We start from the raw sequence: 22,332 nt of genomic DNA on the forward strand, positions 1-22,332 counted from the left end.
GGGATTTCAAACCAGCCCTCTCGTGGGGGCTCCTAAGGCAGACTGCCGGTTTCACTGCTTACCGCCTTGGGGTTTTCCTTGGCATCGCCGCCACTTACGCGGTTATCGGTTGGCTGGGCTGGCTGTTGGGATGGGGCATCACCAAGGGCGCGCAAAGCGCTGGCGCGGATTTCAATACCTATTCCATCTTGCTGATCACCCTGCGCCCGTTGTTCCTGCTCCTTTTCACCGCTGGTTTTGGTATTGGCCTTTTCTTCCTGCGCAAGCACCTGCTCTGGTATGTCCGCGCCCCACACGCCGCCCTTTTGGCCGAGCTGCTGGAAGGGCGCGGGTTGCCCGGTGACAAGGGGCAAGTCGCGCTTGGCATGGCCTTGGTGAAAGAGCGCTACGGCGATCCGGCGACCCTGTGGGAAATCCACAAAGCCATAGAAAAGAGCCTGCCGCCGGTCAACCGCCTGCTGCCGCTGCGCGAGTTGTTCGGGATGAAGCCGGGCAAAACCGGAGTGGGGATCAACGCGCCCCTCATCACCCTCGCCGAACGCCCGCTGGATGAGGCCGTGCTGGCCCATGGCATGCGCAAACGTGCCAGCAACCCCTATGCTGCCGCCCGCGATGGGCTGGTTTTGCTGGCACAAAACGGCAAGCCGGTGGTTGGCAATGCGCTGTCGCTGCAAACCATGGCATGGGCCTTTGGCGCGGGCGGTGTGCTGCTGTGGATGTGCGTATTCACCCCGCTTGTGCTGGTTGCACCGGGGGCCGGGTTGCTCCTGGTCGTCATCGCCTGCTTCTTTGCCTGGGGCACCAAGGCCGGGCTGTTTGATGCGTGGGTAACGGCGGGCCTCATGCAAATCTACATCGGGGCCACCCGTGGCCAGCGGCCAAATCCACAGTGGGAAACGCGCCTTGATCATGACGCCCCGGCCTTTGCCGCGCTTGGCAAACGCGCCGCCGAAATGCCCGGCAGCGCGGATCGCAGCGAACCGGCGGCGCAGAAAACCGTGATCGGCGGCGCGATACCTGCTGCAGGTGAGGCCCAGAAACCGCAGGCCGCCGAGGTACAGCGCCCCGCACCCAGCGCCTTCACCCCGCCCGCCGAATTGTTGCCAACCGCCGCTATCGCCAGAACAGCAAGCGCCGCCACCCCGGAGCCGAAACCAGAACCAACGCCGGAACCAATACCCGAGCCAACGCCAGAACCAACACCCGTGCCAGAGCCGGAGGAGCCTGTTCCCACACCCGCGCCAGAGCCAGAGCCGCTCCCGGACCCAACCCCTGAGCCAGACCCAACGCCAATCAGCCCGCCGACTCCACAGGAAACCCCGGTTGACCCACCGCAGGAAGCGCCGGATCCAACCCCAGTCGAAGTGCCCCAGCCTACCCCGGCTGAGGAAATCCCCGATGTAACGCCATTGGAAGTTCCAACAGAGCAGCCCGGCTCATGGGAGAGCACAGCTCTTGAAGACGGCGCTGCTGCCGGGGCCGAGGCGGCCACGCCGCACGCGCCCTCAAACGAGATCACCAGAGCCCCGCAGGCCCTCGCCGCTGATCCTGAAACCCGCGCTGTTCCGGCCGCCATTTCTGATCCGTGGTCAACATCGCAGGCGAGCGCGCGCCGCTCTGCCGCCCCAAAGCCTGAGCCAATTGCCAGCATCGAAGAGCCGCCCGCGCCAAACCCCACCCCTGATCCGGCCCCCGCGCCGCCGCCTCCCGCCGCCACGGGTGCGAAAACGGTGATCGCGCCGCTGCCGATCATGCCGGAAAATGACAGCTAAGCCATTGGGGCGGCGAAGCCACAGCCCGCCGCCCGCGTCACCATCGCCCCTTCCCTCCGTGGCCGCGCGGCCCTAGAACCCCCTCAGCAAACATGAGGCCCCTCTGAGATGCGTAAAGCCAGCGTTACCCGCGAAACGGCGGAAACCGCGATCACTGTCGAGATCAATCTCGACGGCACCGGAAGCTATGAAAACGCCACCGGCATCGGCTTTTTCGATCACATGCTCGATCAACTGGCCCGCCATGCGCTGATTGATATGGTCGTGCGCGCCAAGGGCGATCTGCATATCGACGATCACCACACGGTGGAAGATGTGGGCATCACACTGGGCCAGGCGCTAACCGAGGCGATGGGCGACAAGTGCGGCATCACCCGCTATGGGTCCTGCCTTTTGCCCATGGACGACGCCCTTGTGCGCTGCGCGCTTGATCTCTCGGGCCGCCCCTATCTGGTGTGGAACGTCGATCTGCCCACCAGCAAGATCGGCAGCTTTGATACCGAGCTCGTGCGCGAGTTCTTCCAGGCCTTTGCCACCCACGGCGGCATCACCCTGCACGTTGATGCGCTGCATGGGATCAACAGCCACCACATCGCCGAAGCTGCCTTCAAATCTGTCGCCCGCGCTTTGCGTGACGCGCTGGAGGCGGACCCGCGCAAGGCCGATGCGATCCCCTCCACCAAGGGCACGCTCTAAGGCTCTCCGGTTTCGCCGCCCCGCGCGGCGGCACCCTCGCGCCCCCTCTTGACCCCGCATCCGTTTCGCGCAACCTCTGCCCCGAAGCGAAAGGCCCCATCATGCGCACCGTCCTCATTGATTACGACAGCGGCAACCTGCACTCCGCCGAAAAGGCATTTCAGCGGATGACCCGTGAAACCGGCACCGGCGAGGTGCTCGTCTCCGGCAAGGCCGAGGATGTCGCGCGGGCCGACAGGATCGTGCTGCCCGGTGACGGGGCCTACCCGTCCTGCCGCGCCGCCCTTGCCGCCAAGCCCGGCATGGTGGAGGCGATCCGCGAGCATGTTGAGGTCAAGGGTCGCCCCTTCATGGGGATTTGCATCGGGATGCAGATGATGGCCTCGCTTGGCCGCGAATATGAAGAGACTGAAGGCTTTGGCTGGATCCCCGGTGAGGTTGTCCCCATCGCCCCCGCCGATCCGGCGTTGAAGGTGCCGCATATGGGCTGGAATGATCTGAAAATCACCCATAGCCATCCCTGCCTTGAGGGGATCAGCACTGGCGAGCACGCCTATTTCGTCCACTCCTACCACGTTGTGCCCGTTAATCCGGCGCACCGCTTGGCCTATGTGGATTACGGGGGAGAGGTTACCGCGATCATCGGTGAAGGTACGCGCTTTGGCACGCAATTCCATCCCGAGAAAAGCCAGCAAACCGGCCTGAAGATGATCGCCAATTTCCTGACGTGGAAGCCCTGACAGGCAAAGCGGCGGGGCAGCCGCAGTCGCCCCCCGCCTAGGCCTTCAAGGCGGCCCGGATCACTTTAGCCGCGTCCACGTTTGGTCCATGCAAATTGGCCCGGCGCAGCCCTTCACAAGCATGCGGTTGCCGCTTGGCACCATCTTGGCCGTGTAGTCGCGTCCCAGGGCGGGCACATAGGCACGGCCTTTGTAGGTGCCATCGCCCTCGGGTCGCATGTCCCAAAACACGCGTTTGCCAACGTTGGGAGAGCTTATCTTCTGGCCAGTCTTGTTGTAGGCGTCAACGATCACGCCACACAGGAAGGCCCCGCATTTGCTTGCCTTCACATGCGCCACGTTGCCGTGCCTGTCAGGCCCGGTCAGCCACAGCCCATCCGGCGCTGCCGCTAGGGGCGCAGCGCCCAGCGCCAGCAGGGCACTCATTGCGATCACTTTGAAATAGGTCACCGGCATCACTCCTCTTGGCGACACTGGCTCAGCTTCGCTGAACGGAGTCAGCAACGGCAAAGCAAGTTTTAACTATGCTATCAACATCGCAAAGGCGCAAGAGGTTCCTGCGGGAGGCCACCGGCCTGGCACCTTCCCGCAGGGGTGTGAGGCCTATTTCACCTTGGTCCAGGTGCCGCCGTCCCGGCAGATCCCCAGCACACAGCCCTCAACTTTAAGGGTCTTGCCCGAGAGCCGCAGCTTCGAGGAATAGGTCTTGCCGCGATCCGGCGAATAGACCTTGCCCTTGTACTGTCCTTTGCCCGAGGCAACAGTCTGGGAAATGATCTTGCGGCCCACATTGTCCGATTTTATTTCCTTGCCGTTCGGGCCGTAGGCCTTGATCAACGTGCCGCAAAGCGCGCTGCCACAGGGTTTTACCTGCACAAGGCCCGAAGCGCCGTTGTCATCCTTGGCCGTGCGCCAAAGCCCCTCCAGCGGATCCGCCGCCCAGGCCGGGGCCGCCACCATGATTGCAGCCAACGTCAGTGCTATCTTACGCATAGGTCTCTCCTCCCTTGATGCCCCCTACCCTGCGCCCGCCACGGCCTTGCGATCAACACTTACGTTGGGTTCGCCTGCCTCCCCTCACCCAACCTGTGCCTCAGGGCCGCGCGTGGCAGGACGGGGTGGGCGGCCTGCCACGCGTGGCCCGCCCTTCCCTTCCGCGCTCGCCCATGGCACATCACCCGCAACAGCCAACAGGAGCCACCCCGATGATCCTCTACCCCGCGATTGATCTGAAAGACGGCAATGCCGTGCGCCTGCTGCGCGGCGATATGGATAAATCCACCACCTTCAACGAAGACCCTGCCGCGCAGGCGATGGACTTTGTGAACGCGGGCTGCGAATGGCTCCACCTCGTTGATCTCAATGGCGCTTTCGCAGGGGAGCCGGTCAACGCCGCGCCGGTCGAGGCGATCCTCAAGGCCACCAAAACCCCGGCCCAGCTCGGCGGCGGCATCCGCGATATGGCCACCATCGAGCGCTGGCTCTCCAAAGGGCTGGCACGGGTGATCCTTGGCACGGTCGCGGTGGAAAATCCCGCGCTGGTGCGGGAAGCCGCCCGCGCCTTCCCCGGCCAGGTTGCTGTGGGGATTGATGCGCGCGGCGGCATGGTGGCCACCAAGGGCTGGGCCGAGGAAACCGATGTCAACGCGATCGACCTTGCCAAAAGCTTTGAAGACGCAGGCGTTGCCGCGATCATCTACACCGATATCAACCGCGACGGGGCCATGCAGGGCCCCAACATTGACGCAACCGATGCGCTGGCCCGTGCGGTCTCGATCCCGGTCATCGCTTCGGGCGGTGTGTCCTCGCTGGCTGATCTTACGGCGCTGAAGGCCAAGGGCACGATCTCGGGCGCCATCTCGGGCCGCGCTCTTTACGATGGGGCCATCAACCTTGCCGAGGCTCTCGCCACCCTTAAGGCATAAGCGCCACCGGGCTGCCGCGCCTCAGCCCATGGATGCTGGTGCTGGCAAGCCACTGGTTCACCCGGCCAACCGCATGTCGATCCACCCGCTTCGCCCCTTCGCCATAGGGCATGGCCCTGCCGAGACTGCTCGGGATCGTCACCGAATGCTCGCAGGCGAGCCCTTTTTCCATCTGCGCCCACGTGCTCCAGCCGCTCGCCAATGCTCTCGCGGCGGCGGGCGTCTGGCAGGAGGCTGAGGTGGCCCACCGCCGCGATAGCGCGGGTTACTCCCCGTTCGCCGCTGCTCCCGTCAGCTTTTTCAACGCGCCTTCCATCATTCCAAGGGCTTTCAGGTCTTCGTCAACGCCCACGTCTTCCAGCATCTCTTCGGGGTCTTCATAGGCCAGCCAAACCTTGCCCTCCCCGTCCTCGTAAACCAACACGCGCAACGGCAAGGCCAAGCCTGCGAGCGCCGAATCCTGCAAGGCTGGAGTGCCGAGCTTGGGGTTGCCGAAAATCACCAGCTCCATCGGGGCCAGCTCCATATCCACACTCGCCGCACCCCCGGCATGATCGACCCGCGCAAACACAGTTGCGCCCGCGCCCTCAACGGCAGAAACGAGGCGATCCGCCACCTCCGTGACCGTCCCGATGGCCTCCACCTTCATGATATCGTCATCGGCCAAAGCCGGGGCGGCCATCCCAAGCACGAAGCCCGCTGCCATCATCCATTTCATCGCTGTGTCTCCTCTGTTCATCGGTTTCACACAGCCTAGAGGCCTCGGCGATGAAGGGAAGGGCACGTCTGCGTGAGCGGCTAAAGCTGCACCTGCCAAAGCCGCACCTTCAGCCCGCCATGGGCAACATGCCGCCCGGCGGGTTGCCACGGCAGCCCAGTCGCCTTGGCCATGCCGTCATCGGCCGTCACCATCGCCACGCGCCAACCCGCAAAGCGCTCGCGCATCACCGCACCAAAGCTGCCGTAAAGCGCATAAAGCGGCTTCTTGTTGCCAATCCGCGCACCGTAGGGCGGATTGCAGATCACCAGACCGGGAGCGCAATCGGGGCGCTCAAGCTCCGATATGGGCTTGGTGGTAAAGCTCACATCCACCCCGGCGCGCGCGGCGTTTTCGCGGCTCATCGCCACCGCGCCGGCATCGCGATCAAAGCCCATGATCGGCCCTTCGCTGCGCGCCACCGGAGGGCGCTTTAACGCTGCAAATGCCGCCGCATCAAACCCGGCAAAGCCCTCAAAGGCAAAATGGCGCGCCCGCCCCGGCGCCAGACCTGCCGCCAGTTCTGCCGCCTCGATCGGGAAGGTGCCTGAGCCGCACATCGGATCAATCAGCGCCTCTCGCCCGGAATAACCCGCCGCCCGCAGGAACCCGGAGGCCATGGTTTCGCGCATCGGCGCCTTGTTGACCGCTTCCTTGTAGCCGCGCCGATGCAACCCCTCGCCCGAGGTATCCACGCTCAAAACACAGCGGTTTTGCTCGATCCGCAGCATGACCTTCAGCCCTTCGGGCGAAATCACCGCACCCTGCCGTTCCAGCGCCTGCTCCAGCCGCTGCTTGACCGCCCCGGCATGATATAGCTTTGAGTGCTTGGTCGCCGCCTCGGCCCGCACCTCTTGCCCCGGCGCAATGACCGTGGCCCACTCAACCTCGTCCAGCTGCGCCTCCAACGCTTTGAAGCTCATCGCCTGAAACCGTGCCAGCCGCGCCAGTACCCGCCCCGGTATGCGCAACACCAGATTGGCGCGCCACACGTCGGGCCAACCACCCCTTATCGCCACCCCGCCGGGCATGACCTTCGCCTTGGCAAACCCCTGCTCGCGGGCCTCGGCGGCGGCTTCTTCCTCAAGGCCGGGCGCGACCACCAGAAATATTTCGAACTTTTCCATAGCCCCGCCCTACCCGCCCCGGCTTCCCTCCGCCAGCAAAACCCGCTATCGGAACCCCATGCTAAAGACACGTATCATCCCCTGCCTTGACGTTGCCGATGGCCGCGTTGTGAAAGGCGTGAACTTCGTTGACCTTGTGGACGCTGGCGACCCGGTGGAATCCGCCCGTGCCTACGATGCCGCCGGTGCCGATGAGCTTTGCTTCCTCGACATCCACGCGACCCATGAAAACCGTGGCACCATGTATGATCTGGCCACCCGGACGGCCGAGCAGTGCTTCATGCCACTCACCATCGGTGGTGGGGTGCGCACCCACGAGGACGTGCGCAACCTATTGCTGGCCGGGGCCGACAAGGTCTCGTTCAATTCCGCCGCCGTGGCCAATCCCGATGTGCTCACCGAGGCGGCGCTGCGCTTTGGCTCTCAGTGCATAGTCTGCGCGATTGACGCCAAAACCGTGGCGCCGGGCCGCTGGGAGATTTTCACCCACGGCGGCCGCCGGTCTACCGGGATCGACGCTGTGGATTTTGCTGTGACCGTGGCAGAGAAGGGCGCCGGCGAGATCTTGCTCACCTCGATGGACCGCGACGGCACCAAGGCCGGCTTCAATCTGGAAATGACCCGCACCATCGCCGATGCGGTGCCGGTGCCGGTGATCGCTTCGGGCGGCGTGGGCACGCTGGATCATTTGGTGGAAGGCGTCACCGAAGGCCACGCTTCGGCGGTTCTGGCGGCCTCGATCTTCCACTTCGGCACCTACACCATCGGCGAGGCCAAAGCGCATATGGCTGAGGCCGGCATCCCCGTGAGGCTGACATGAGCATAAAAAGACTTGCCGCAACGATTGCGGCCCGCAAAGACGCGGACCCGTCCTCAAGCTGGACCGCCAAGCTGCTCGCCAAAGGGCCGGAAAAATGCGCCGAGAAGTTTGGCGAAGAGGCGGTGGAAGCGATCATTGAAGCGGTGAAAGGCGACCGCGCAAAGCTCACCGCCGAGGCGGCGGATGCGATCTACCACCTGCTGGTGATGTGCGCCGCCCGTGACGTGAACCTTGCAGATATCGAGGCCGAACTCACCCGCCGCGAAGGCCAAAGCGGCCTCGCCGAAAAAGCCTCCCGCTAACGCCGCCCCTACGGGGCTGGCCCTTCGGGGCCTCGCTGCGCTCTGGTAGGCTCCTCGTAGCCTCGCTTCGCTCGGCCTTACCCCAGCCCCGACACACCCACCCCAAAAGCAGCCCTGACCCCCGTTGCTCCGTCGCGGGGTGGGAGGGTGGGCGTGACGGGGCGGCGGGGGTCAGGGCTGCTTTGCCGTCACTTCGATCTCAATCTTCATCGCCGGGTCAAGCAGGCCCGCCTCGATCATCATTGCCGCTGGCCGCGCCTCTGCGAAGGCTTCGCGCAAATGTGGCCAGCACGGCTCAAAATCAGCGCGGTCGGGCAGCACATAGGTTACGCGCACCACATCCTCAAAACCCGCGCCAACCTCTGATAGCGCCCGCCGGATCACCGCAAGCGTGTTGCGACATTGCTCCGTTACACTTTCGGGCATCACCCCAGTATCCAGATCTGCACCAGTGCTGCCCGACACAAAGATCCAACCCTCGCATACCACCGCGCGGCTGTAGCCGATCTTGTCCTCAAACGGCCCGCCAGAGCTAATGCGCATTTTCTTCATATCCCTCCCCCTTCACGAAAAAGGCCCCGCTTTCGCGAGGCCTTTCGAAACGTTTGCAGCGAGGCGTCGCTCAGGCGCTGGCGCCTTTGGCCTTCGCCTTGCTTTCTTCGGAGTAGATGAACAGCGGTTGGGCGTCGGGGCCAACGGCCTCTTCGTTCACAACCACCTCGTCGACCTCATCCATACCCGGCAATTCAAACATGGTTTCCAGCAGGATATCTTCCATGATCGAGCGCAAACCACGCGCGCCGGTCTTGCGATCTATCGCCTTGCGGGCAATCGCGCTGAGGGCATCTTCGGTGAAGGTGAGCGAGGTGTCTTCCAGCTCGAACAGGCGCTGATACTGTTTGACCAGTGCGTTCTTGGGCTCGGTCAGGATCGTCACCAGTGCATCTTCATCAAGATCGGTCAGCGTGGCGAGCACCGGCAGGCGGCCAACGAATTCGGGGATCAGACCAAACTTGAGCAGGTCTTCCGGCTCCAGCTCGGTGAAGATCTCGCCCACGCCGCGCGCCTCTTCGTCCTTCACATCGGCCCCAAAACCAATGGCTGAACCTTTGCCGCGCTGGCTGATGATCTTGTCGAGACCCGCAAAGGCACCGCCGCAGATAAACAGGATGTTGGTCGTATCCACCTGCAGGAACTCTTGCTGCGGATGCTTGCGCCCGCCTTGTGGGGGCACCGAGGCCACGGTGCCTTCCATGATCTTCAGCAGGGCCTGCTGCACGCCTTCGCCCGAAACGTCACGGGTGATCGAAGGGTTGTCAGACTTGCGAGTGATCTTGTCGACCTCGTCGATGTAAACGATGCCGCGTTGCGCGCGCTCAACGTTGTATTCCGACGATTGGAGTAGCTTGAGGATGATGTTTTCAACATCCTCGCCCACGTAACCGGCTTCGGTTAGCGTGGTGGCATCGGCCATGGTGAAGGGCACATCAAGGATGCGGGCCAGCGTTTGCGCCAGCAGCGTTTTGCCGCAGCCGGTGGGGCCGATCAGCAGGATGTTGGATTTTGACAGTTCGATATCGGCCGATTTTCCGGCGTGATTCAGCCGCTTGTAGTGGTTGTGAACCGCCACCGAGAGCACCCGCTTGGCATGCGCCTGACCAATCACATAATCGTCGAGCACCTCGCAGATTTCCTTTGGCGTGGGCACCCCTTCCGAGGATTTCAGGCCAGAGCTCTTGGTTTCTTCACGGATGATATCCATGCAAAGCTCAACGCATTCGTCACAGATGAAAACCGTCGGCCCTGCGATCAGCTTGCGCACCTCGTGCTGGCTCTTGCCGCAGAAAGAGCAGTAGAGCGTATTCTTGCTGTCGCCACCAGAATTCGTCGCCATTCAAAAAACCCCTCGGGCGATCTTGCCCGTGTATCTTGCGGTTTGCCCCCGCTTTTCGCCCGTTTCCGGGAATCCTAGGCCAGCGCCAAAGTGGACACAACGCCAAAATCTTGCAAATGGCGTTGTGGTCGCGCCCTTGGAGGGCCTTCTTACGCCTCGCCGCCCTTATCGCGGCTTTCAACGATTTCGTCGATCAGGCCCCAATCCTTTGCCTCTTCGGGGCTCATGAAGTTGTCACGCTCAAGAGCGGCTTCAACCTTTTTCAACGTCTGGCCCGTATGCCTAACATAGATCTGGTTAAGGCGGTCTTTCAGCTTCTGGGTTTCCTGCGCGTGGATCATGATATCCGTCGCCTGGCCCTGATAGCCGCCCGAGGGCTGGTGCACCATGATGCGGCTGTTGGGCAGCGAATAGCGCAAGCCCGCTTCGCCCGCCGTCAGCAGCAGCGAGCCCATCGAGGCCGCCTGACCGATCACCAAAGTGCTGACCTTGGGCTTGATATACTGCATTGTATCATAAATCGACAATCCGCTCGTCACCACGCCACCGGGGCTGTTGATGTACATGCTGATCTCTTTTTTCGGGTTCTCCGCCTCAAGGTGCAGAAGCTGGGCCACCACAAGCTGGCTCATGCCGTCATGCACCGGGCCGTTCACGAACACGATCCGCTCTTTGAGCAGCCGTGAGAAGATATCGTAAGCGCGCTCACCGCGGCTGGTTTGCTCCACCACCATGGGAACGAGGTTCATGTAGGTATCAATCGGATCGTTCATCGCTCGTGCCTCGGCTTTAGGATGGGCCCTGTTCTGGGGCCGCTCGGAGTGTTCCCTTGTCTTAGTGCTGGCATGGAGGGGCTGCAAGGGCACCGGGGCCAAAGACCGCATCAAGGTAAAGAAATGGTTATCATCCCGAAGGCCGTGCAGGTTTTATCGGTCGTGCGGGGCTAATTCACCAGGCAGGCCGAGCAGATCTTCCATTTGGGGCCTTCACAGCACTGACCGTTTCGCCAATCTGGCAGTCTTCACAGACCTGCCCGCGCTTTTGTGAGGGGCGGCGCGACGCGTGGACTATCGGCCAACCGGTCCGTTTCATGGCCAGGGCCGCACGGACCCCTCCAACGCCCTTTTCTTCCCCACCTGCGATTCCGATGATGCCCGCCTCAAAATCGCCTGTTCTGGCAGCCAAACAGTTGACCCAGGCCTTGAAGCGATCAAATGGGTCCTTAAAGATCCGCCGTGACAAACCCTTTGGGAAGCCCCCGCACCACGCCCGTGGTTTGAGGAAGGCGCATTCTTTGAAGGGTCCACCCCGCGCACGCCACCCTTGCGCGCCAACCGATTGTGGCCCCCAGAGCCACGCGAGAAAAGGAACACATCATGCCGATGCCCAAGTTGAACGACCCCAGCCTGCTGAAAGAAGCCGCCCTTGTCGGGGGCAAGTGGATCAAGGCCGGTGATAGTGCCATTGAGGTCACCAACCCCTCCACCGGCGAGGTGATTGGCCGGGTGCCCAAGCTGGGCAAGGAAGAGACCAACACAGCGATCGAGGCCGCCCGCGTCGCGCAAAAGGGATGGGCACGCAAAACCGCCGAGGAACGCGCCGATGTGCTGCGCGAATGGTATGAGCTGATGATGGCCGCGCAGGACGATCTGGGCGCGATCATGACCGCCGAACAGGGCAAGCCGCTGCCCGAAGCCAAGGGCGAGATCGCCTATGGCGCGTCCTTCCTCAAATGGTTCTCTGAAGAATGCCGCCGCACCTATGGTGAGGTTATTCCCGCTCATCAGGCAGACAAGCGCATCGTGGTGATCAAACAACCCGTTGGCGTGGTGGCGGCGATCACCCCGTGGAACTTCCCCAATGCCATGATCACCCGCAAGGCTGGCCCGGCCCTTGGCGCGGGCTGCGCCATGGTGCTCAAACCCGCCTCGCAAACCCCCTTCTCCGCCATCGCCATCGCCATTCTGGCCGAGCGGGCGGGCCTGCCCGAGGGGCTGTTCTCGGTGATCACCGGCTCGGCGGGCGATATTGGCGCGGCGATGACCTCCTCCAAAACCGTGCGCGCCCTCACCTTCACCGGCTCCACCGAAGTGGGCGCCAAGCTCTACGAACAATGCGCCCCCACCATCAAAAAGCTCGGCCTTGAGCTGGGCGGCAATGCGCCGTTCTTGGTGTTTGACGACGCCGATATCGACGCCGCCGTTGAAGGCGCGGTCATCGCCAAATTCCGCAACAACGGCCAAACCTGCGTCTGCGCCAACCGGATCTATGTGCAGTCCGGCATTTATGATGCCTTTGCCGAGAAGCTCGCCGCCAAGGTTGCCGACATGCAAACCGGCGATGGTTTTGACGAAGGCGTCAACTTTGGCCCGCTGATTGATGAGGCCGCAGTGGAAAAGGTGAAAGATCACGTCGAAGACGCCAGATCAAAGGGTGCGAAGGTGATCCTCGGCGGCGAAAAGCACGAGAAGGGCGGCACTTTCTGGCAGCCCACCGTGCTCACCGGGGTTGATACCTCGATGAAAGTCACCACCGAAGAAACCTTTGGCCCGGTCGCGCCGCTCTTCAAGTTTGAAACCGAAGACGAGGTCGTGGAAGCCGCCAATAACACCGATTTCGGCCTCGCGTCCTACTTCTACGCGCGTGATATGTCGCGCGTCTGGCGAGTGTCGGAGGCGCTTGAATACGGCATGGTCGGGATCAATACCGGCCTCATCTCCACCCCTGTTGCGCCGTTTGGCGGGGTCAAAAGCTCCGGCCTTGGCCGCGAAGGCTCGTCGCACGGGATGGAGGAGTTTCTGGAGATCAAATATCTCTGCATGGACGTTTGATGCACCATCCGGGTGGGCCGCGCGCCCACCCGCACCCTCACCCCGCTCGAGCCTTTTTTGGCGCGGTGCGCACCGTCATCTGCACCGCCCCCGGCGGTCCTCTATGGGGCATCATCCGCAACGAAGGCGTTAGCCCCCCTCGCGCTTCATCCGTGCCGCCCAAGCGCCTCGGCCCGTCCGCCAGCCCGGCACGGATCACACCACCCACCACACCTTCCCCGGCCATTGCACCCGGTAGGTCTGGCCTGCTGAAAGCGGCACCCAGGGCGAGGCCACGCCATCGGGCCAGATCACTCGCACCTCGGCCCCATCGGCCTGTCCCAGACCAAAGTGCAGCGGCATCAGCGTGCCGCCGCCATGGCCACCGCCCACCGTGCGCTCCACCGCCTCGCGCCGCTCACCCTGGCGCAGCTCGACCCACGCACCAATGGCAAACAGGTTGCTCTCGGGCTGGCCCGGATCAATCTTGATCCAATGGCCGGTGCCCGGTGTCACGTTCTGCCACACTTCCATCGGCGCGCGGCGGTTCACCACCACCAGATCGCGCCGCCCGTCCCCATCCAGATCGGCCAGCGCTGCGCCGCGAGAGCGCTCTGATGTCGCCACGCCCGCCACCTTGGCGGCTTCGGCAAATGTGCCATCTTCCTTTTGCATCAACAGGTTATTTGGATCTTCCATCGCCATGCCGGGCATCTGGTCAACATTGCCCTTGGTGATAAACAGATCAACCCGCCCGTCGTTATCCACATCGCCCCATTCGGGATGCCAGCCGGTTGAGGGGCGGCCATCTTCGCCGGTATGCGGCGAGGCGGCGGTGACACCAAGGCTATAGGGCGCGCGCGCCCAGCCGCTCTCGCCCTGCTGCATCAGCACCTGATCGCCCATCGAAGTCAGCATCACCTCGGGCCGCCCGTCGCCGGTGATATCGCGGCTGGCAATCCCCATGCCCCACAGCGACACCGGCTCAAAGCCCTCGGCCTCGCCCAGCAGGTTTGGAACCTCTCCCAAGCGCCACATCTGCTCGGTGCCGCCGCTCACATAATAATGGCGATCGTTTGAAACCCGCAAATCCGCCACCCCGCTGCGCGACCAGTCGGAAATGAGCATCGACAGCGCGCAAAACCCCGGCTGAAGCGCCTCACCTTCGCCGTAGCCGCCGTTTTGCGGGCGGTAGAGATGGTTCACATCACAGGCCTCGAACGGCCCCTCCGGGTTGTCCCTGTCGACATAGTTGCCAAAGGCCAGTGTCGGCCACGCCTCGCCCGCCTCCCATGTTGCGGCAAAGGCGGTGGACCAGCGATCCCGCCCATCAAAGCCCCAGGCCGCATTGGCAGGCTCAAAGCGACAATCCCCGGTGCCGCGCAGCAGGCGGTTTTCGCCCACCCGCGCCAGCACCAGATCAACCTCGCCGTCACTGTCGATATCTATCGGCCACGCGCCGGTGACGCCGGTTTCCTCGGGAAAATCCCCTTCGACAAAGGCCACCTTGCCGCCTGCGCTGCGGTTCAAAAACAGCCGCGCCGGGCCTTGCCCGCCTGCCGCCACAAGCTCTGGCAGCCCATCGCCCGAGCAGTCAAAAACCGCCACGCCGCCGCCCACGAAATGCTCCCAGCCGCCCGCATACACATGCTCCACCGGCATTTCGACGGGGCGGAACTGCGGCTCTGCGCCCAAAGGGCCCGCCGCGCACACCGCCGCCACGAGCAGCCCTCGCCTCACGCCGCGCCCCGCATCGCCAGCGCGGCGCCTGCGTGGGTCAACCCCAGCGCAACCGCGCCCCTGGCCCAGCCCAGATCGCCCCAGGCGTTCACCTCAACGCGCGGGGCCTCGCGCCCCTGCCCCACAATCATCCGCTCCATCTCGCGCATGACGTCTTCGGCATAGAGGTATTGATACTGCATCCGCTCGCCCGAAAGAATGACCAGCGACGGATCAAAGAGGTTCACCACATTGGCCAGACCAGCGGCCATATAGCGCCCCGCCCGGCGGAAAATGGTGCGCGCCGCCTCGTTGCCCGCCTTGGCCTGATCGTGCAGGCTTTCCAGCACCAGATGCGGCGAAAGCTGGTGGCGGCTGCCGAGGTCAAGCGCGGTCTGCGCCTCGCGCACCAGCGCATAATCCGAGGTGTAAGCCTCAAGGCAGCCACGCTGGCCGCAGCGGCAGAGCGCCCCATCAAGCTGCACCTTGGTATGGCCCAGTTCCAAAGCCACCGAATGTGCGCCCCGGTAAAGCTGCTGATCCAGCGCCAGCCCCATGCCCACGCCCTGCTCGATCGAGATCACCGCAAAGCTGCGCGCCGCCCGCCCCCGGCCAAACCAAAGCTCGGCCAGCGTCAGCAGGTTGGTGTCGTTATCAATCCACACAGGCAGGCCAAGGCTGTCGGTCAGCAGGGCGGCCAGCGGCACCTGATGGCCCTCCAGCACGGAGGACCACAGCACCTCGCCGCGCGGATGATCGACAAGGCCGGGCAGGCCCGCCGCCAGCCCGAGGATCTGGCCTTCGGGCACGCCCGCGCGGGCAATCACCTTGCGGGTCAGCGCCTCGGCTTCCTCAAGGATCACCTTGAGCGAGCGGGCGGGGCCATCACGCTCCAGCGAGGCCGAGGCAACGGTGTGCCCGGCCATATCCGCCAGCACTGCGCTGTGCTGAAACTCGCCCAGCTTGAGGCCAATCACATAGCCCGCCGCGCCGCGCACCCCAAGCGCCACCGGGGGCCGCCCGCGCGCACCGGGCCGCGCTTGCCCCTCAACCTCCTCCACCAGCCCTTCGGCCAGTAATTCCGAGATGAGCGCCGTCACCGTGGCGGGGGACACATCAAGCTGGCGCGCCAGATCAACCCGCGCGATCTGCCCCGCGCTGCGGATGCCCTCATAGGCCCTCTGGCGCAGCGGCACAGGGGCGGCGACTTCGCTACCAAGCCAGATCGGGCCGCACCCCTCGGGCGACTCATTGGCACCGGCGCGGGCTTGGCCTACACGCTGTTCTTGCGCCATTTACTTCAGCTCACCAAGTTATTGTTTCCCCATTGCCTGCTATCTAGCCATGCAAACCCCGCATTTCGCAAGAATTTAATCTCCCATGGCGGCATTCTCCCTTTCCGCCGCAATGCGGCGATACATTTATTTTGACAGAAAAATAAAAGTGCGGCAGGCTCGAAGCGCCTGAGAAACGACTCAGGCGCTCTGTCTGGGCGCCCCCCGCCCCGGAGCGGACCTATGGGAGGACATCATGAAGAAAACCCTTATCGCCGCCGCTCTGGCGACGGCCGCCTTTTCAACAACCGCATTCGCGCAAACCGTTGGCGTGAGCTGGTCAAACTTTCAGGAAGAGCGCTGGAAGACCGATGAAGCCGCGATCAAATCCGCGCTCGAAGCCGCCGGCGCCAAGTATATCTCGGCCGATGCACAAGCCTCTGCCGCCAAGCAGCTGACCGACGTTGAAGCGCTCATCAGCCAGGGCGCAGAGGCGCTCATCATCCTCGCCATGGACAAGGACGCGATCGTTCCTGCGATTGCCGCAGCCGACGCTGAAGGCATCCCGGTGGTTGGCTATGACCGCCTGATCGAAGATGACCGCACCTTCTACATCACCTTTGACAACAAGGGCGTGGGCCGGATCATCGCCGAAACCGTGACCGCCGCCCAGCCCGAGGGCAATATCGCCATCGTCAAGGGCGACAAGGGCGACCCCAACGCGCTCTTCCTGCTCGAAGGCATGATGGAAGCGATCGGCGACGATGTGGAAAGCGGCAAGCTCACCATTGCCTGCGAAAGCTTCACCGATGCCTGGAAACCCGATAACGCCCAGAAAAACATGGAGCAATGCCTGACCTCCACCAACAACGACATTCAGGCGGTGCTGGCCGAGAATGACGGCATGGCCGGAGGCGTCATCGCCGCCCTCGCCGCTCAGGGCCTTGATGGCATCCCGGTCGGCGGCCAGGACGGAGACCTTGCCGCGATCAACCGTGTGGCCCGTGGCACCCAAACCGTGTCGGTCTGGAAAGACAGCCGCCAGCTTGGCAAGAAAGCCGCCGAAATCGCCGTGGCGCTGGCCAATGGCACCGCGATGGACGCGATCGAAGGCGCTGAAATGTGGTCGGGTGGTGAAAAGGGTGTTGAGATGAACGCCATTTTCCTCTCCCCCACCCCCATCACCAAAGACAACATCGGTGATGCAATCGAGGCCGGCCACATCTCCAAAGAGAAAGCCTGCGAAGGCGCAATGGACGGTGTGAACGGCTGCTAAGCCCGTCTCCAAAACCGGCCCCGGCGATCCGCTCGCCGGGCCACCCGCGCCCAACGGGTACAACTTGGCACTATTATTGAGGCCCGCCGCCGCCCCGATAACAAGCGCACGCGGGGGCAACAACACCTTGGGGGAGCAGGTGACGACATGACCAATGAGGCGACCAAAACTGGCGAAAGGCCCGAAACCATCCGCACCGAGGGCGGCATAAAGGGTTTTCTTGCCGCCACCGAGATCGACACCCGCCTGCTGGGGATGCTTGGCGCGCTGGCGCTGATCTGGATCGGCTTTCATCTTTATGGCGTGATCGTTTACGACTTTGGCGCCTTTCTGACCCCCCGCAACCTGTGGAACCTTTCGGTTCAAACCTCCTCCATCGGGATCATGGCCTGTGGCATGGTGCTGGTTATCATCACCCGCCACATTGATCTTTCAGTCGGCTCGATCCTCGGCTTCACCGCTATCATCATGGGCGTGGTGCAGGTGGATATCCTGCCGCACTGGCTTGGCCTCGGGCATCCGCTGATCTGGATAATCGCGGTGCTCTGCGGCATTGCCCTCGGGGCGCTGATCGGCGGCTTTCAGGGCGCGCTCATCGCTTACGGGCAGATCCCCGCCTTCATCGTCACGCTTGGCGGTTTGCTGGTGTGGCGCGGCGCGGCCTTCCTTGTGGCGCGGGGGGAAACGATTTCACCGGTCGATGCCACCTTCACCCTGCTCGGCGGCGGGCCTTACGGCTCTGTCGGCGCGCTTGGCTCCTGGATCGTGGCCGGGCTGGCCTGCGCCGGTGTGGTTGGCCTGCTGTTGCGCGGCCGCTCCCAGCGCAAGAAGTTTCACACCCCTTTGCGCCCGGCATGGGCCGAACTCTTCCTTGGCGCACTTGGTTGCGGCGCGGTGATCGGCGCCACATTGCTGGTCAACGCCTACCCATGGCCGCGCGGCATCCTGCGCCGCTACGCCGAGGCCGAGGGCATCACCCTGCCAGAAGGCGGCCTCTTCATTTCGCACGGCTACGCCATCCCGGTACTCATCCTGCTCGCCGTTGCGCTGGTGATGACCGTGGTGATGACGCGCACGCGCTTTGGCCGCTACGTTTATGCCATCGGTGGCAACCCCGAAGCCGCCGCGCTGGCGGGCATCAACAACCGGCTGATGACGGTGAAAATATTCGCCATCATGGGCGGCCTTGCGGGCCTCTCGGCGGTGGTGGCCTCGGCGCGGCTGAACTCGGCCACCAACTCGCTCGGCACGCTCGATGAGCTTTACGTCATCGCCGCCGCAGTCATCGGCGGCACCTCCCTTGCCGGCGGGGTTGGCACGATCTATGGCGCGATTCTTGGCGCATTGGTGATGCAATCCCTGCAAACCGGCATGGTGCTCATCGGGTTTGACGCCGCCGTGCAACAACTCGTCGTCGGCTCGGTGCTCGTCCTCGCCGTCTACCTCGATATCCTTTACCGCGGGAGGGCCAAATGATGGACCGCACCGGCCAGACACCCCTTGTTGAGATGCGCGATATCTGCATTTCTTTTGGCGGCATCCACGCCGTCGATCATGTGTCGGTTGATCTTTACCCCGGCGAGGTTGTTGGCCTTCTGGGCCACAATGGCGCAGGCAAATCAACCCTCATAAAAATCCTTTCCGGCGCCTACAAGATGGACTCGGGCGAGATCTATATTCGCGGTGAGCGCGCCCATATTGGCAGCCCCCGCGACGCGCGCAAACACAACATCGAAACCATCTACCAAACCCTCGCACTGGCCGACAATCTGGATGCGGCGGGCAACCTGTTTCTGGGCCGCGAGATCGTCAACAAGCTCGGCTTTGTGGATGACGCCAAGATGGAGGCCGAAACCCGCAAGATCATGCACCGCCTCAACCCCAACTTCAAAAAGCTGAAAGACCCGGTCTCGGCGCTTTCAGGCGGGCAGCGCCAATCGGTCGCCATTGCCCGCGCGGTCTATTTTGATGCGAAAATCCTCATCATGGATGAGCCAACCGCCGCCCTTGGCCCGCAGGAAACCGCGATGGTCGCCGAGCTGATCGACGAGCTGAAGCGCCAGGGCCTCGGCATCTTCCTGATCGACCACGATGTGCATCAGGTAAAGGCGCTCTGTGACCGCGCCTCGGTGATGAAAAACGGCAAGCTGGTGGGCACGGTCGATGTGGATGATGTCACCACCGACGATATCCTCGCCATGATCATCGCTGGCAAACAGCCCCATAAAGAGTCGGCGTAATGTATCTTGGCCTCGATCTTGGCACCTCTGGCCTCAAGGCCCTGCTGATCGGTGAAGACCAGCAGGTTCTGGCCGAGGCACAAGCCCCCCTCACCGTGTCACGCCCGCACCCCGGCTGGTCAGAGCAAAGCCCCGCCGATTGGCTCTCCGCCACCGAGGCCGCGCTTGATGATCTTTCCTCGCGGGTCTCGCTTGGCGATGTAAAGGGCATTGGCCTTTCGGGGCAGATGCACGGCGCGGTTTGCGTGGATGCTGCGGGCGATGTGCTGCGCCCCGCGATCCTGTGGAACGATACCCGCGCCGCCGCCGAGGCCGCCGCGATGGATGCCGATCCGCAATTTCGCGCGATCTCCGGCAACATCGTCTTTCCCGGCTTTACCGCACCCAAGATCGCCTGGATGGACGCCCACGAGCCCGCCCTGCGCGCGCGCATCGACAAGGTGTTCTTGCCCAAGGATTACCTGCGCTTCTGGCTCACAGGGGAGGCAGTTTCCGAAATGTCGGATGCCGCTGGCACCGCTTGGCTGGATACCGGCGCGCGCGATTGGTCAGAGCCGCTGCTTGCGGCCACCGGCCTCACCCGCGCCCATATGCCCCGCCTGGTGGAAGGCTCCGCGCCCTCGGGCACCCTGCGCGCCGCGCTGGCCGAGCGTTGGGGCATGTCCCCCTCGGTGGTGGTGGCGGGCGGCGGCGGGGATAACGCGGCTTCGGCGGTTGGCATGGGCGTGGTGCGCCCCGGTCAGGCCTTCGTGTCGCTTGGCACCTCGGGCGTGCTCTTTGCCGCGACCGAGCGCTACGCCCCCGCGCCTGAAACCTCGGTGCACAGCTTTTGCCACGCCCTGCCGGAAACCTGGCACCAGATGGGCGTGATCCTTGCGGCCAGTGACGCGCTCGAATGGCTGTCGCGCCTGCTCGCCACCCCCGCCGCCGATCTCACCGGCGGGCTTGGCCCGCTCAAGGCTCCAGGTCGCGCGATGTTCCTGCCCTACCTCGGCGGCGAGCGCACACCGCATAATGACGCCGAAGCGCGCGGCTCTCTCACCGGGATCGAGCACCTCACCGATCGCGCCGCCGCCACCCGCGCCGTGCTCGAAGGCGTCACCTTCGCGCTGCGCGATTGCCACGAGGCGCTCGCCGCCACCGGCACCCGCTATGATAGCCTTCTCGCCGTTGGCGGTGGCTCACGGTCTGACTACTGGCTCAAAGCCATTGCCACCGCGCTGGATATCCCGGTTGAACTGCCGGTTGCGGGCGATTTTGGCGGGGCCTTCGGCGCCGCCCGCCTTGCTCTCATGGCCGTCACCGGGGCTGGGGCCGAGGCTGCCCCACGCCCGGCAATCGCCCGCGTGATAGAGCCTGAGCCGACCCTCACCGCAGCTTTCACCGAGGCCCACACCCGCTATCAAGCCACCTATAAAGCCCTGAAAGGCCTTAGCTAATGCCCTATTTCGCCGGGATCGATCCCGTCGCCTATGAAGGCCCTGAAAGCCCCAATTCGCTCGCCTTTCGCCATTATAACCCCAGCGAAAAGCTCGGCGGCAAAACCATGGAGGAGCACCTGCGCTTTGCCGTCGCCTGGTGGCACAGCTTTGCCTGGGAGGGCGGCGATCCCTTTGGCGGGCGCACCTTTGAGCGGCCATGGTTTGGCGGCGATATGGCCCATGCCAAGGCCAAGGCCGATGCGGCGTTTGATCTTTTCGCCATCCTCGGCCAGCCCTATTTTTGCTTCCACGATGTCGATATCCGCCCCGAAGGCGCGAGCTTTGCCGAGAACACCGCCAACCTTGAAGAGATGGTCGACTATATCGGCACCAAGATGGAGAGCGCCCGCACCAAGCTGCTTTGGGGCACCGCCAACCTGTTTTCGCACCGCCGCTATATGTCGGGCGCGGCGACCAACCCTGACCCGGATGTTTTCGCCTTCTCCGCCGCCACACTGAAAACCTGCATCGACGCAACGGCAAAGCTTGGCGGTGAAAACTATGTGCTCTGGGGAGGCCGCGAAGGCTATGAAACCCTGCTCAACACCGATCTCGCGCGCGAACGTGAGCAGGCCGGGCGGATGCTGTGCATGGTGGTCGAATACGCCCGCAAGAACGGCTTCAACGGCCAGATCATGATCGAGCCAAAGCCGCAGGAGCCGACGAAGCACCAGTATGATTATGATGTTGCCACCGTTTACGGCTTCCTCAAGGACTTCGGGCTTGAGGGCGAGGTGAAGGTGAACATCGAGCAGGGCCATGCCATCCTTGCCGGCCACAGCTTTGAGCATGAGCTGGCGCTCGCCGCCTCGCTCGGCATCCTTGGCTCGGTCGATATGAACCGCAACGATTACCAAAGCGGCTGGGATACCGACCAATTCCCGGTGTCTTTGCGCGAAACCACCCTCGCCTATTACGAAATCCTCAAGGCGGGTGGCTTCACCAGCGGTGGCACCAACTTTGATGCCAAGCTGCGCCGCCAAAGCCTTGATCCTGAAGACCTTGTCGCGGCCCACATTGGCGGCATGGATATCTGCGCCCTCGGCCTCAAACGCGCCCACGCAATGCTGAGCGATGGCACTCTGCAAGCGGCTGTTGAGGCCCGCTACAGCGGCTGGAACGCGCCAGAGGCCAAGGCCATGCTCACCAGCGATCTCGCCAGCATCGCCGCCCGCGTCGAGAAAGAGGCGATCAACCCCGCCCCACGTTCAGGGCAGCAGGAAAAGCTGGAAAATCTGGTGTCGCGCTACGTCGCCTGACGGGGGGTCATCCGCCTCCAGCGTGAGACGATCTGATTCCGAGGCCGCATGAGGACTTTGAGACGGAGGCCCTGCACCCTTGCAAGACAACCCGGCTATCGCGCGAGCAGAGGGGAGCTGAAAAAATCGGGCCGCTACACCTAACGCGCCAAGCAAGGCAGGCACGCTCTGGTGGGTTCAGTCGTGAGGCCATTAAAGCACGCCGCAAAACGCCCCCCGCAATGCTCGCCCTCTCTCTCA

Annotated in this window: 22 protein-coding genes and 1 pseudogene; 13 read left to right on the plus strand and 10 right to left on the minus strand. The window is 63.5% G+C overall.

Going from position 1 to position 22,332, the window contains the following annotated elements; genetic code table 11:
* From P1U55_RS11020 to hisH, 3 genes are all read left to right on the plus strand, one after another.
* Positions 1–1,772: hypothetical protein (locus P1U55_RS11020; RefSeq protein WP_301047630.1), on the plus strand; the 1,772-nt coding region annotated here is incomplete at its 5' end.
* 108 nt (positions 1,773–1,880) lie between these two features.
* Positions 1,881–2,468 carry an imidazoleglycerol-phosphate dehydratase HisB gene (hisB, locus tag P1U55_RS11025; protein WP_301047631.1) on the plus strand — a complete coding sequence of 196 codons (588 nt, stop codon included), beginning with the start codon at positions 1,881–1,883 and terminating at the stop codon, positions 2,466–2,468.
* A gap of 101 nt (positions 2,469–2,569) precedes the next feature.
* Complete coding sequence (gene hisH, locus P1U55_RS11030) at positions 2,570–3,208, plus strand: imidazole glycerol phosphate synthase subunit HisH (protein ID WP_301047632.1); 639 nt, start codon at positions 2,570–2,572, stop codon at positions 3,206–3,208.
* Between the two features lie 60 nt (positions 3,209–3,268).
* On the opposite strand, the gene P1U55_RS11035 is transcribed toward hisH, so the two are convergent.
* A complete protein-coding gene (locus tag P1U55_RS11035; RefSeq protein WP_301047633.1) occupies positions 3,269–3,658 on the minus strand; it encodes a DUF2147 domain-containing protein in 390 nt (129 codons plus the stop codon).
* Positions 3,659–3,811: 153 nt separating this feature from the next.
* Positions 3,812–4,201 carry a DUF2147 domain-containing protein gene (locus P1U55_RS11040; protein WP_301047634.1) on the minus strand — a complete coding sequence of 130 codons (390 nt, stop codon included), beginning with the start codon at positions 4,199–4,201 and terminating at the stop codon, positions 3,812–3,814.
* 212 nt (positions 4,202–4,413) lie between these two features.
* Here P1U55_RS11040 and hisA point away from each other — a divergent pair, with 212 nt between their 5' ends.
* The gene (gene hisA, locus P1U55_RS11045; protein WP_301047635.1) at positions 4,414–5,133 is read left to right on the plus strand and encodes a 1-(5-phosphoribosyl)-5-[(5-phosphoribosylamino)methylideneamino]imidazole-4-carboxamide isomerase; all 720 of its coding nucleotides are present in this window, start codon (positions 4,414–4,416) and stop codon (positions 5,131–5,133) included.
* On the opposite strand, the gene P1U55_RS11050 is transcribed toward hisA, so the two are convergent.
* The 3 genes from P1U55_RS11050 to P1U55_RS11060 form a co-directional block, all read right to left on the minus strand.
* Positions 5,123–5,305 carry a hypothetical protein gene (locus tag P1U55_RS11050; RefSeq protein ID WP_301047636.1) on the minus strand — a complete coding sequence of 61 codons (183 nt, stop codon included), beginning with the start codon at positions 5,303–5,305 and terminating at the stop codon, positions 5,123–5,125. The genes hisA and P1U55_RS11050 overlap by 11 nt on opposite strands.
* Positions 5,306–5,398: 93 nt before the next feature.
* Positions 5,399–5,851 (minus strand): DUF302 domain-containing protein, encoded by a 453-nt coding sequence (locus P1U55_RS11055; protein WP_301047637.1) that lies wholly within the window; start codon positions 5,849–5,851, stop codon positions 5,399–5,401.
* Positions 5,852–5,931: 80 nt separating this feature from the next.
* Entirely contained in the window at positions 5,932–7,017 is a 1,086-nt protein-coding gene (locus tag P1U55_RS11060) for a class I SAM-dependent RNA methyltransferase (protein WP_301047638.1), read from the minus strand.
* 58 nt (positions 7,018–7,075) lie between these two features.
* On the opposite strand from P1U55_RS11060, the gene hisF reads away from it, so the two are divergent.
* Both hisF and P1U55_RS11070 read left to right on the plus strand, forming a co-directional pair.
* Positions 7,076–7,837 carry an imidazole glycerol phosphate synthase subunit HisF gene (gene hisF / locus P1U55_RS11065; RefSeq protein ID WP_301047639.1) on the plus strand — a complete coding sequence of 254 codons (762 nt, stop codon included), beginning with the start codon at positions 7,076–7,078 and terminating at the stop codon, positions 7,835–7,837.
* Positions 7,834–8,139 (plus strand): phosphoribosyl-ATP diphosphatase, encoded by a 306-nt coding sequence (locus tag P1U55_RS11070; RefSeq protein WP_301047640.1) that lies wholly within the window; start codon positions 7,834–7,836, stop codon positions 8,137–8,139. The genes hisF and P1U55_RS11070 overlap by 4 nt, the downstream gene beginning before the upstream one ends.
* A gap of 171 nt (positions 8,140–8,310) precedes the next feature.
* On the opposite strand, the gene P1U55_RS11075 is transcribed toward P1U55_RS11070, so the two are convergent.
* From P1U55_RS11075 to P1U55_RS11085, 3 genes are all read right to left on the minus strand, one after another.
* The gene (locus tag P1U55_RS11075; RefSeq protein ID WP_301047641.1) at positions 8,311–8,691 is read right to left on the minus strand and encodes a RidA family protein; all 381 of its coding nucleotides are present in this window, start codon (positions 8,689–8,691) and stop codon (positions 8,311–8,313) included.
* Between the two features lie 70 nt (positions 8,692–8,761).
* On the minus strand, positions 8,762–10,033 hold the full coding sequence (gene clpX, locus P1U55_RS11080) for an ATP-dependent Clp protease ATP-binding subunit ClpX (protein WP_301047642.1): 1,272 nt from the start codon (positions 10,031–10,033) through the stop codon (positions 8,762–8,764).
* A gap of 149 nt (positions 10,034–10,182) precedes the next feature.
* A complete protein-coding gene (locus P1U55_RS11085; RefSeq protein WP_301047643.1) occupies positions 10,183–10,806 on the minus strand; it encodes an ATP-dependent Clp protease proteolytic subunit in 624 nt (207 codons plus the stop codon).
* A gap of 382 nt (positions 10,807–11,188) precedes the next feature.
* Between P1U55_RS11085 and P1U55_RS11090 the strand changes: the two are divergent.
* Both P1U55_RS11090 and P1U55_RS11095 read left to right on the plus strand, forming a co-directional pair.
* Positions 11,189–11,428: pseudogene (locus P1U55_RS11090) on the plus strand (hypothetical protein); the annotation flags it as partial.
* Positions 11,410–12,864 carry an NAD-dependent succinate-semialdehyde dehydrogenase gene (locus tag P1U55_RS11095; protein ID WP_301047644.1) on the plus strand — a complete coding sequence of 485 codons (1,455 nt, stop codon included), beginning with the start codon at positions 11,410–11,412 and terminating at the stop codon, positions 12,862–12,864. The pseudogene P1U55_RS11090 and the gene P1U55_RS11095, both read left to right, overlap by 19 nt.
* A 195-nt stretch (positions 12,865–13,059) precedes the next feature.
* On the opposite strand, the gene P1U55_RS11100 is transcribed toward P1U55_RS11095, so the two are convergent.
* Together P1U55_RS11100 and P1U55_RS11105 are read right to left on the minus strand one after the other, a co-directional pair.
* A complete protein-coding gene (locus tag P1U55_RS11100) occupies positions 13,060–14,583 on the minus strand; it encodes a CRTAC1 family protein (protein ID WP_301047645.1) in 1,524 nt (507 codons plus the stop codon).
* Positions 14,580–15,857: an ROK family transcriptional regulator gene (locus P1U55_RS11105; protein WP_301047646.1), complete on the minus strand. Its 1,278-nt coding sequence runs from the start codon at positions 15,855–15,857 to the stop codon at positions 14,580–14,582. Before P1U55_RS11105 ends, P1U55_RS11100 begins: the two co-directional genes overlap by 4 nt.
* A gap of 235 nt (positions 15,858–16,092) precedes the next feature.
* Between P1U55_RS11105 and P1U55_RS11110 the strand changes: the two genes are divergently transcribed.
* The 5 genes from P1U55_RS11110 (at position 16,093) to xylA (ending at position 22,092) form a co-directional block, all read left to right on the plus strand.
* Positions 16,093–17,112: a substrate-binding domain-containing protein gene (locus tag P1U55_RS11110; protein ID WP_301047647.1), complete on the plus strand. Its 1,020-nt coding sequence runs from the start codon at positions 16,093–16,095 to the stop codon at positions 17,110–17,112.
* Between the two features lie 255 nt (positions 17,113–17,367).
* Positions 17,368–18,588 carry a sugar ABC transporter permease gene (locus P1U55_RS11115; RefSeq protein ID WP_301047653.1) on the plus strand — a complete coding sequence of 407 codons (1,221 nt, stop codon included), beginning with the start codon at positions 17,368–17,370 and terminating at the stop codon, positions 18,586–18,588.
* The gene (locus tag P1U55_RS11120) at positions 18,585–19,352 is read left to right on the plus strand and encodes an ATP-binding cassette domain-containing protein (RefSeq protein ID WP_301047648.1); all 768 of its coding nucleotides are present in this window, start codon (positions 18,585–18,587) and stop codon (positions 19,350–19,352) included. The genes P1U55_RS11115 and P1U55_RS11120 overlap by 4 nt, the downstream gene beginning before the upstream one ends.
* Positions 19,352–20,791 carry a xylulokinase gene (gene xylB / locus P1U55_RS11125; RefSeq protein WP_301047649.1) on the plus strand — a complete coding sequence of 480 codons (1,440 nt, stop codon included), beginning with the start codon at positions 19,352–19,354 and terminating at the stop codon, positions 20,789–20,791. The genes P1U55_RS11120 and xylB overlap by 1 nt, the downstream gene beginning before the upstream one ends.
* Positions 20,791–22,092, plus strand: a complete 1,302-nt coding sequence (gene xylA / locus P1U55_RS11130) for a xylose isomerase (RefSeq protein ID WP_301047650.1) — start codon at positions 20,791–20,793, stop codon at positions 22,090–22,092. The genes xylB and xylA overlap by 1 nt, the downstream gene beginning before the upstream one ends.
* Positions 22,093–22,332: the final 240 nt, after the last annotated feature.

Source organism: Vannielia sp., from assembly GCF_029212645.1.
Lineage (GTDB): Bacteria > Pseudomonadota > Alphaproteobacteria > Rhodobacterales > Rhodobacteraceae > Vannielia.

Coding starts and splice junctions, on each gene's coding strand:
- hisB (WP_301047631.1), top strand. CDS start 1,881: ATGCGTAAAGCCAGCGTTACCCGCGAAACGGCGGAAACCGCGATCACT.
- hisH (WP_301047632.1), top strand. CDS start 2,570: ATGCGCACCGTCCTCATTGATTACGACAGCGGCAACCTGCACTCCGCC.
- P1U55_RS11040 (WP_301047634.1), bottom strand. CDS start 4,201: ATGCGTAAGATAGCACTGACGTTGGCTGCAATCATGGTGGCGGCCCCG.
- hisA (WP_301047635.1), top strand. CDS start 4,414: ATGATCCTCTACCCCGCGATTGATCTGAAAGACGGCAATGCCGTGCGC.
- P1U55_RS11050 (WP_301047636.1), bottom strand. CDS start 5,305: ATGGAAAAAGGGCTCGCCTGCGAGCATTCGGTGACGATCCCGAGCAGT.
- P1U55_RS11055 (WP_301047637.1), bottom strand. CDS start 5,851: ATGAAATGGATGATGGCAGCGGGCTTCGTGCTTGGGATGGCCGCCCCG.
- P1U55_RS11060 (WP_301047638.1), bottom strand. CDS start 7,017: ATGGAAAAGTTCGAAATATTTCTGGTGGTCGCGCCCGGCCTTGAGGAA.
- hisF (WP_301047639.1), top strand. CDS start 7,076: ATGCTAAAGACACGTATCATCCCCTGCCTTGACGTTGCCGATGGCCGC.
- P1U55_RS11070 (WP_301047640.1), top strand. CDS start 7,834: ATGAGCATAAAAAGACTTGCCGCAACGATTGCGGCCCGCAAAGACGCG.
- P1U55_RS11075 (WP_301047641.1), bottom strand. CDS start 8,691: ATGAAGAAAATGCGCATTAGCTCTGGCGGGCCGTTTGAGGACAAGATC.
- clpX (WP_301047642.1), bottom strand. CDS start 10,033: ATGGCGACGAATTCTGGTGGCGACAGCAAGAATACGCTCTACTGCTCT.
- P1U55_RS11085 (WP_301047643.1), bottom strand. CDS start 10,806: ATGAACGATCCGATTGATACCTACATGAACCTCGTTCCCATGGTGGTG.
- P1U55_RS11095 (WP_301047644.1), top strand. CDS start 11,410: ATGCCGATGCCCAAGTTGAACGACCCCAGCCTGCTGAAAGAAGCCGCC.
- P1U55_RS11105 (WP_301047646.1), bottom strand. CDS start 15,857: ATGGCGCAAGAACAGCGTGTAGGCCAAGCCCGCGCCGGTGCCAATGAG.
- P1U55_RS11110 (WP_301047647.1), top strand. CDS start 16,093: ATGAAGAAAACCCTTATCGCCGCCGCTCTGGCGACGGCCGCCTTTTCA.
- P1U55_RS11115 (WP_301047653.1), top strand. CDS start 17,368: ATGCTTGGCGCGCTGGCGCTGATCTGGATCGGCTTTCATCTTTATGGC.
- P1U55_RS11120 (WP_301047648.1), top strand. CDS start 18,585: ATGATGGACCGCACCGGCCAGACACCCCTTGTTGAGATGCGCGATATC.
- xylB (WP_301047649.1), top strand. CDS start 19,352: ATGTATCTTGGCCTCGATCTTGGCACCTCTGGCCTCAAGGCCCTGCTG.
- xylA (WP_301047650.1), top strand. CDS start 20,791: ATGCCCTATTTCGCCGGGATCGATCCCGTCGCCTATGAAGGCCCTGAA.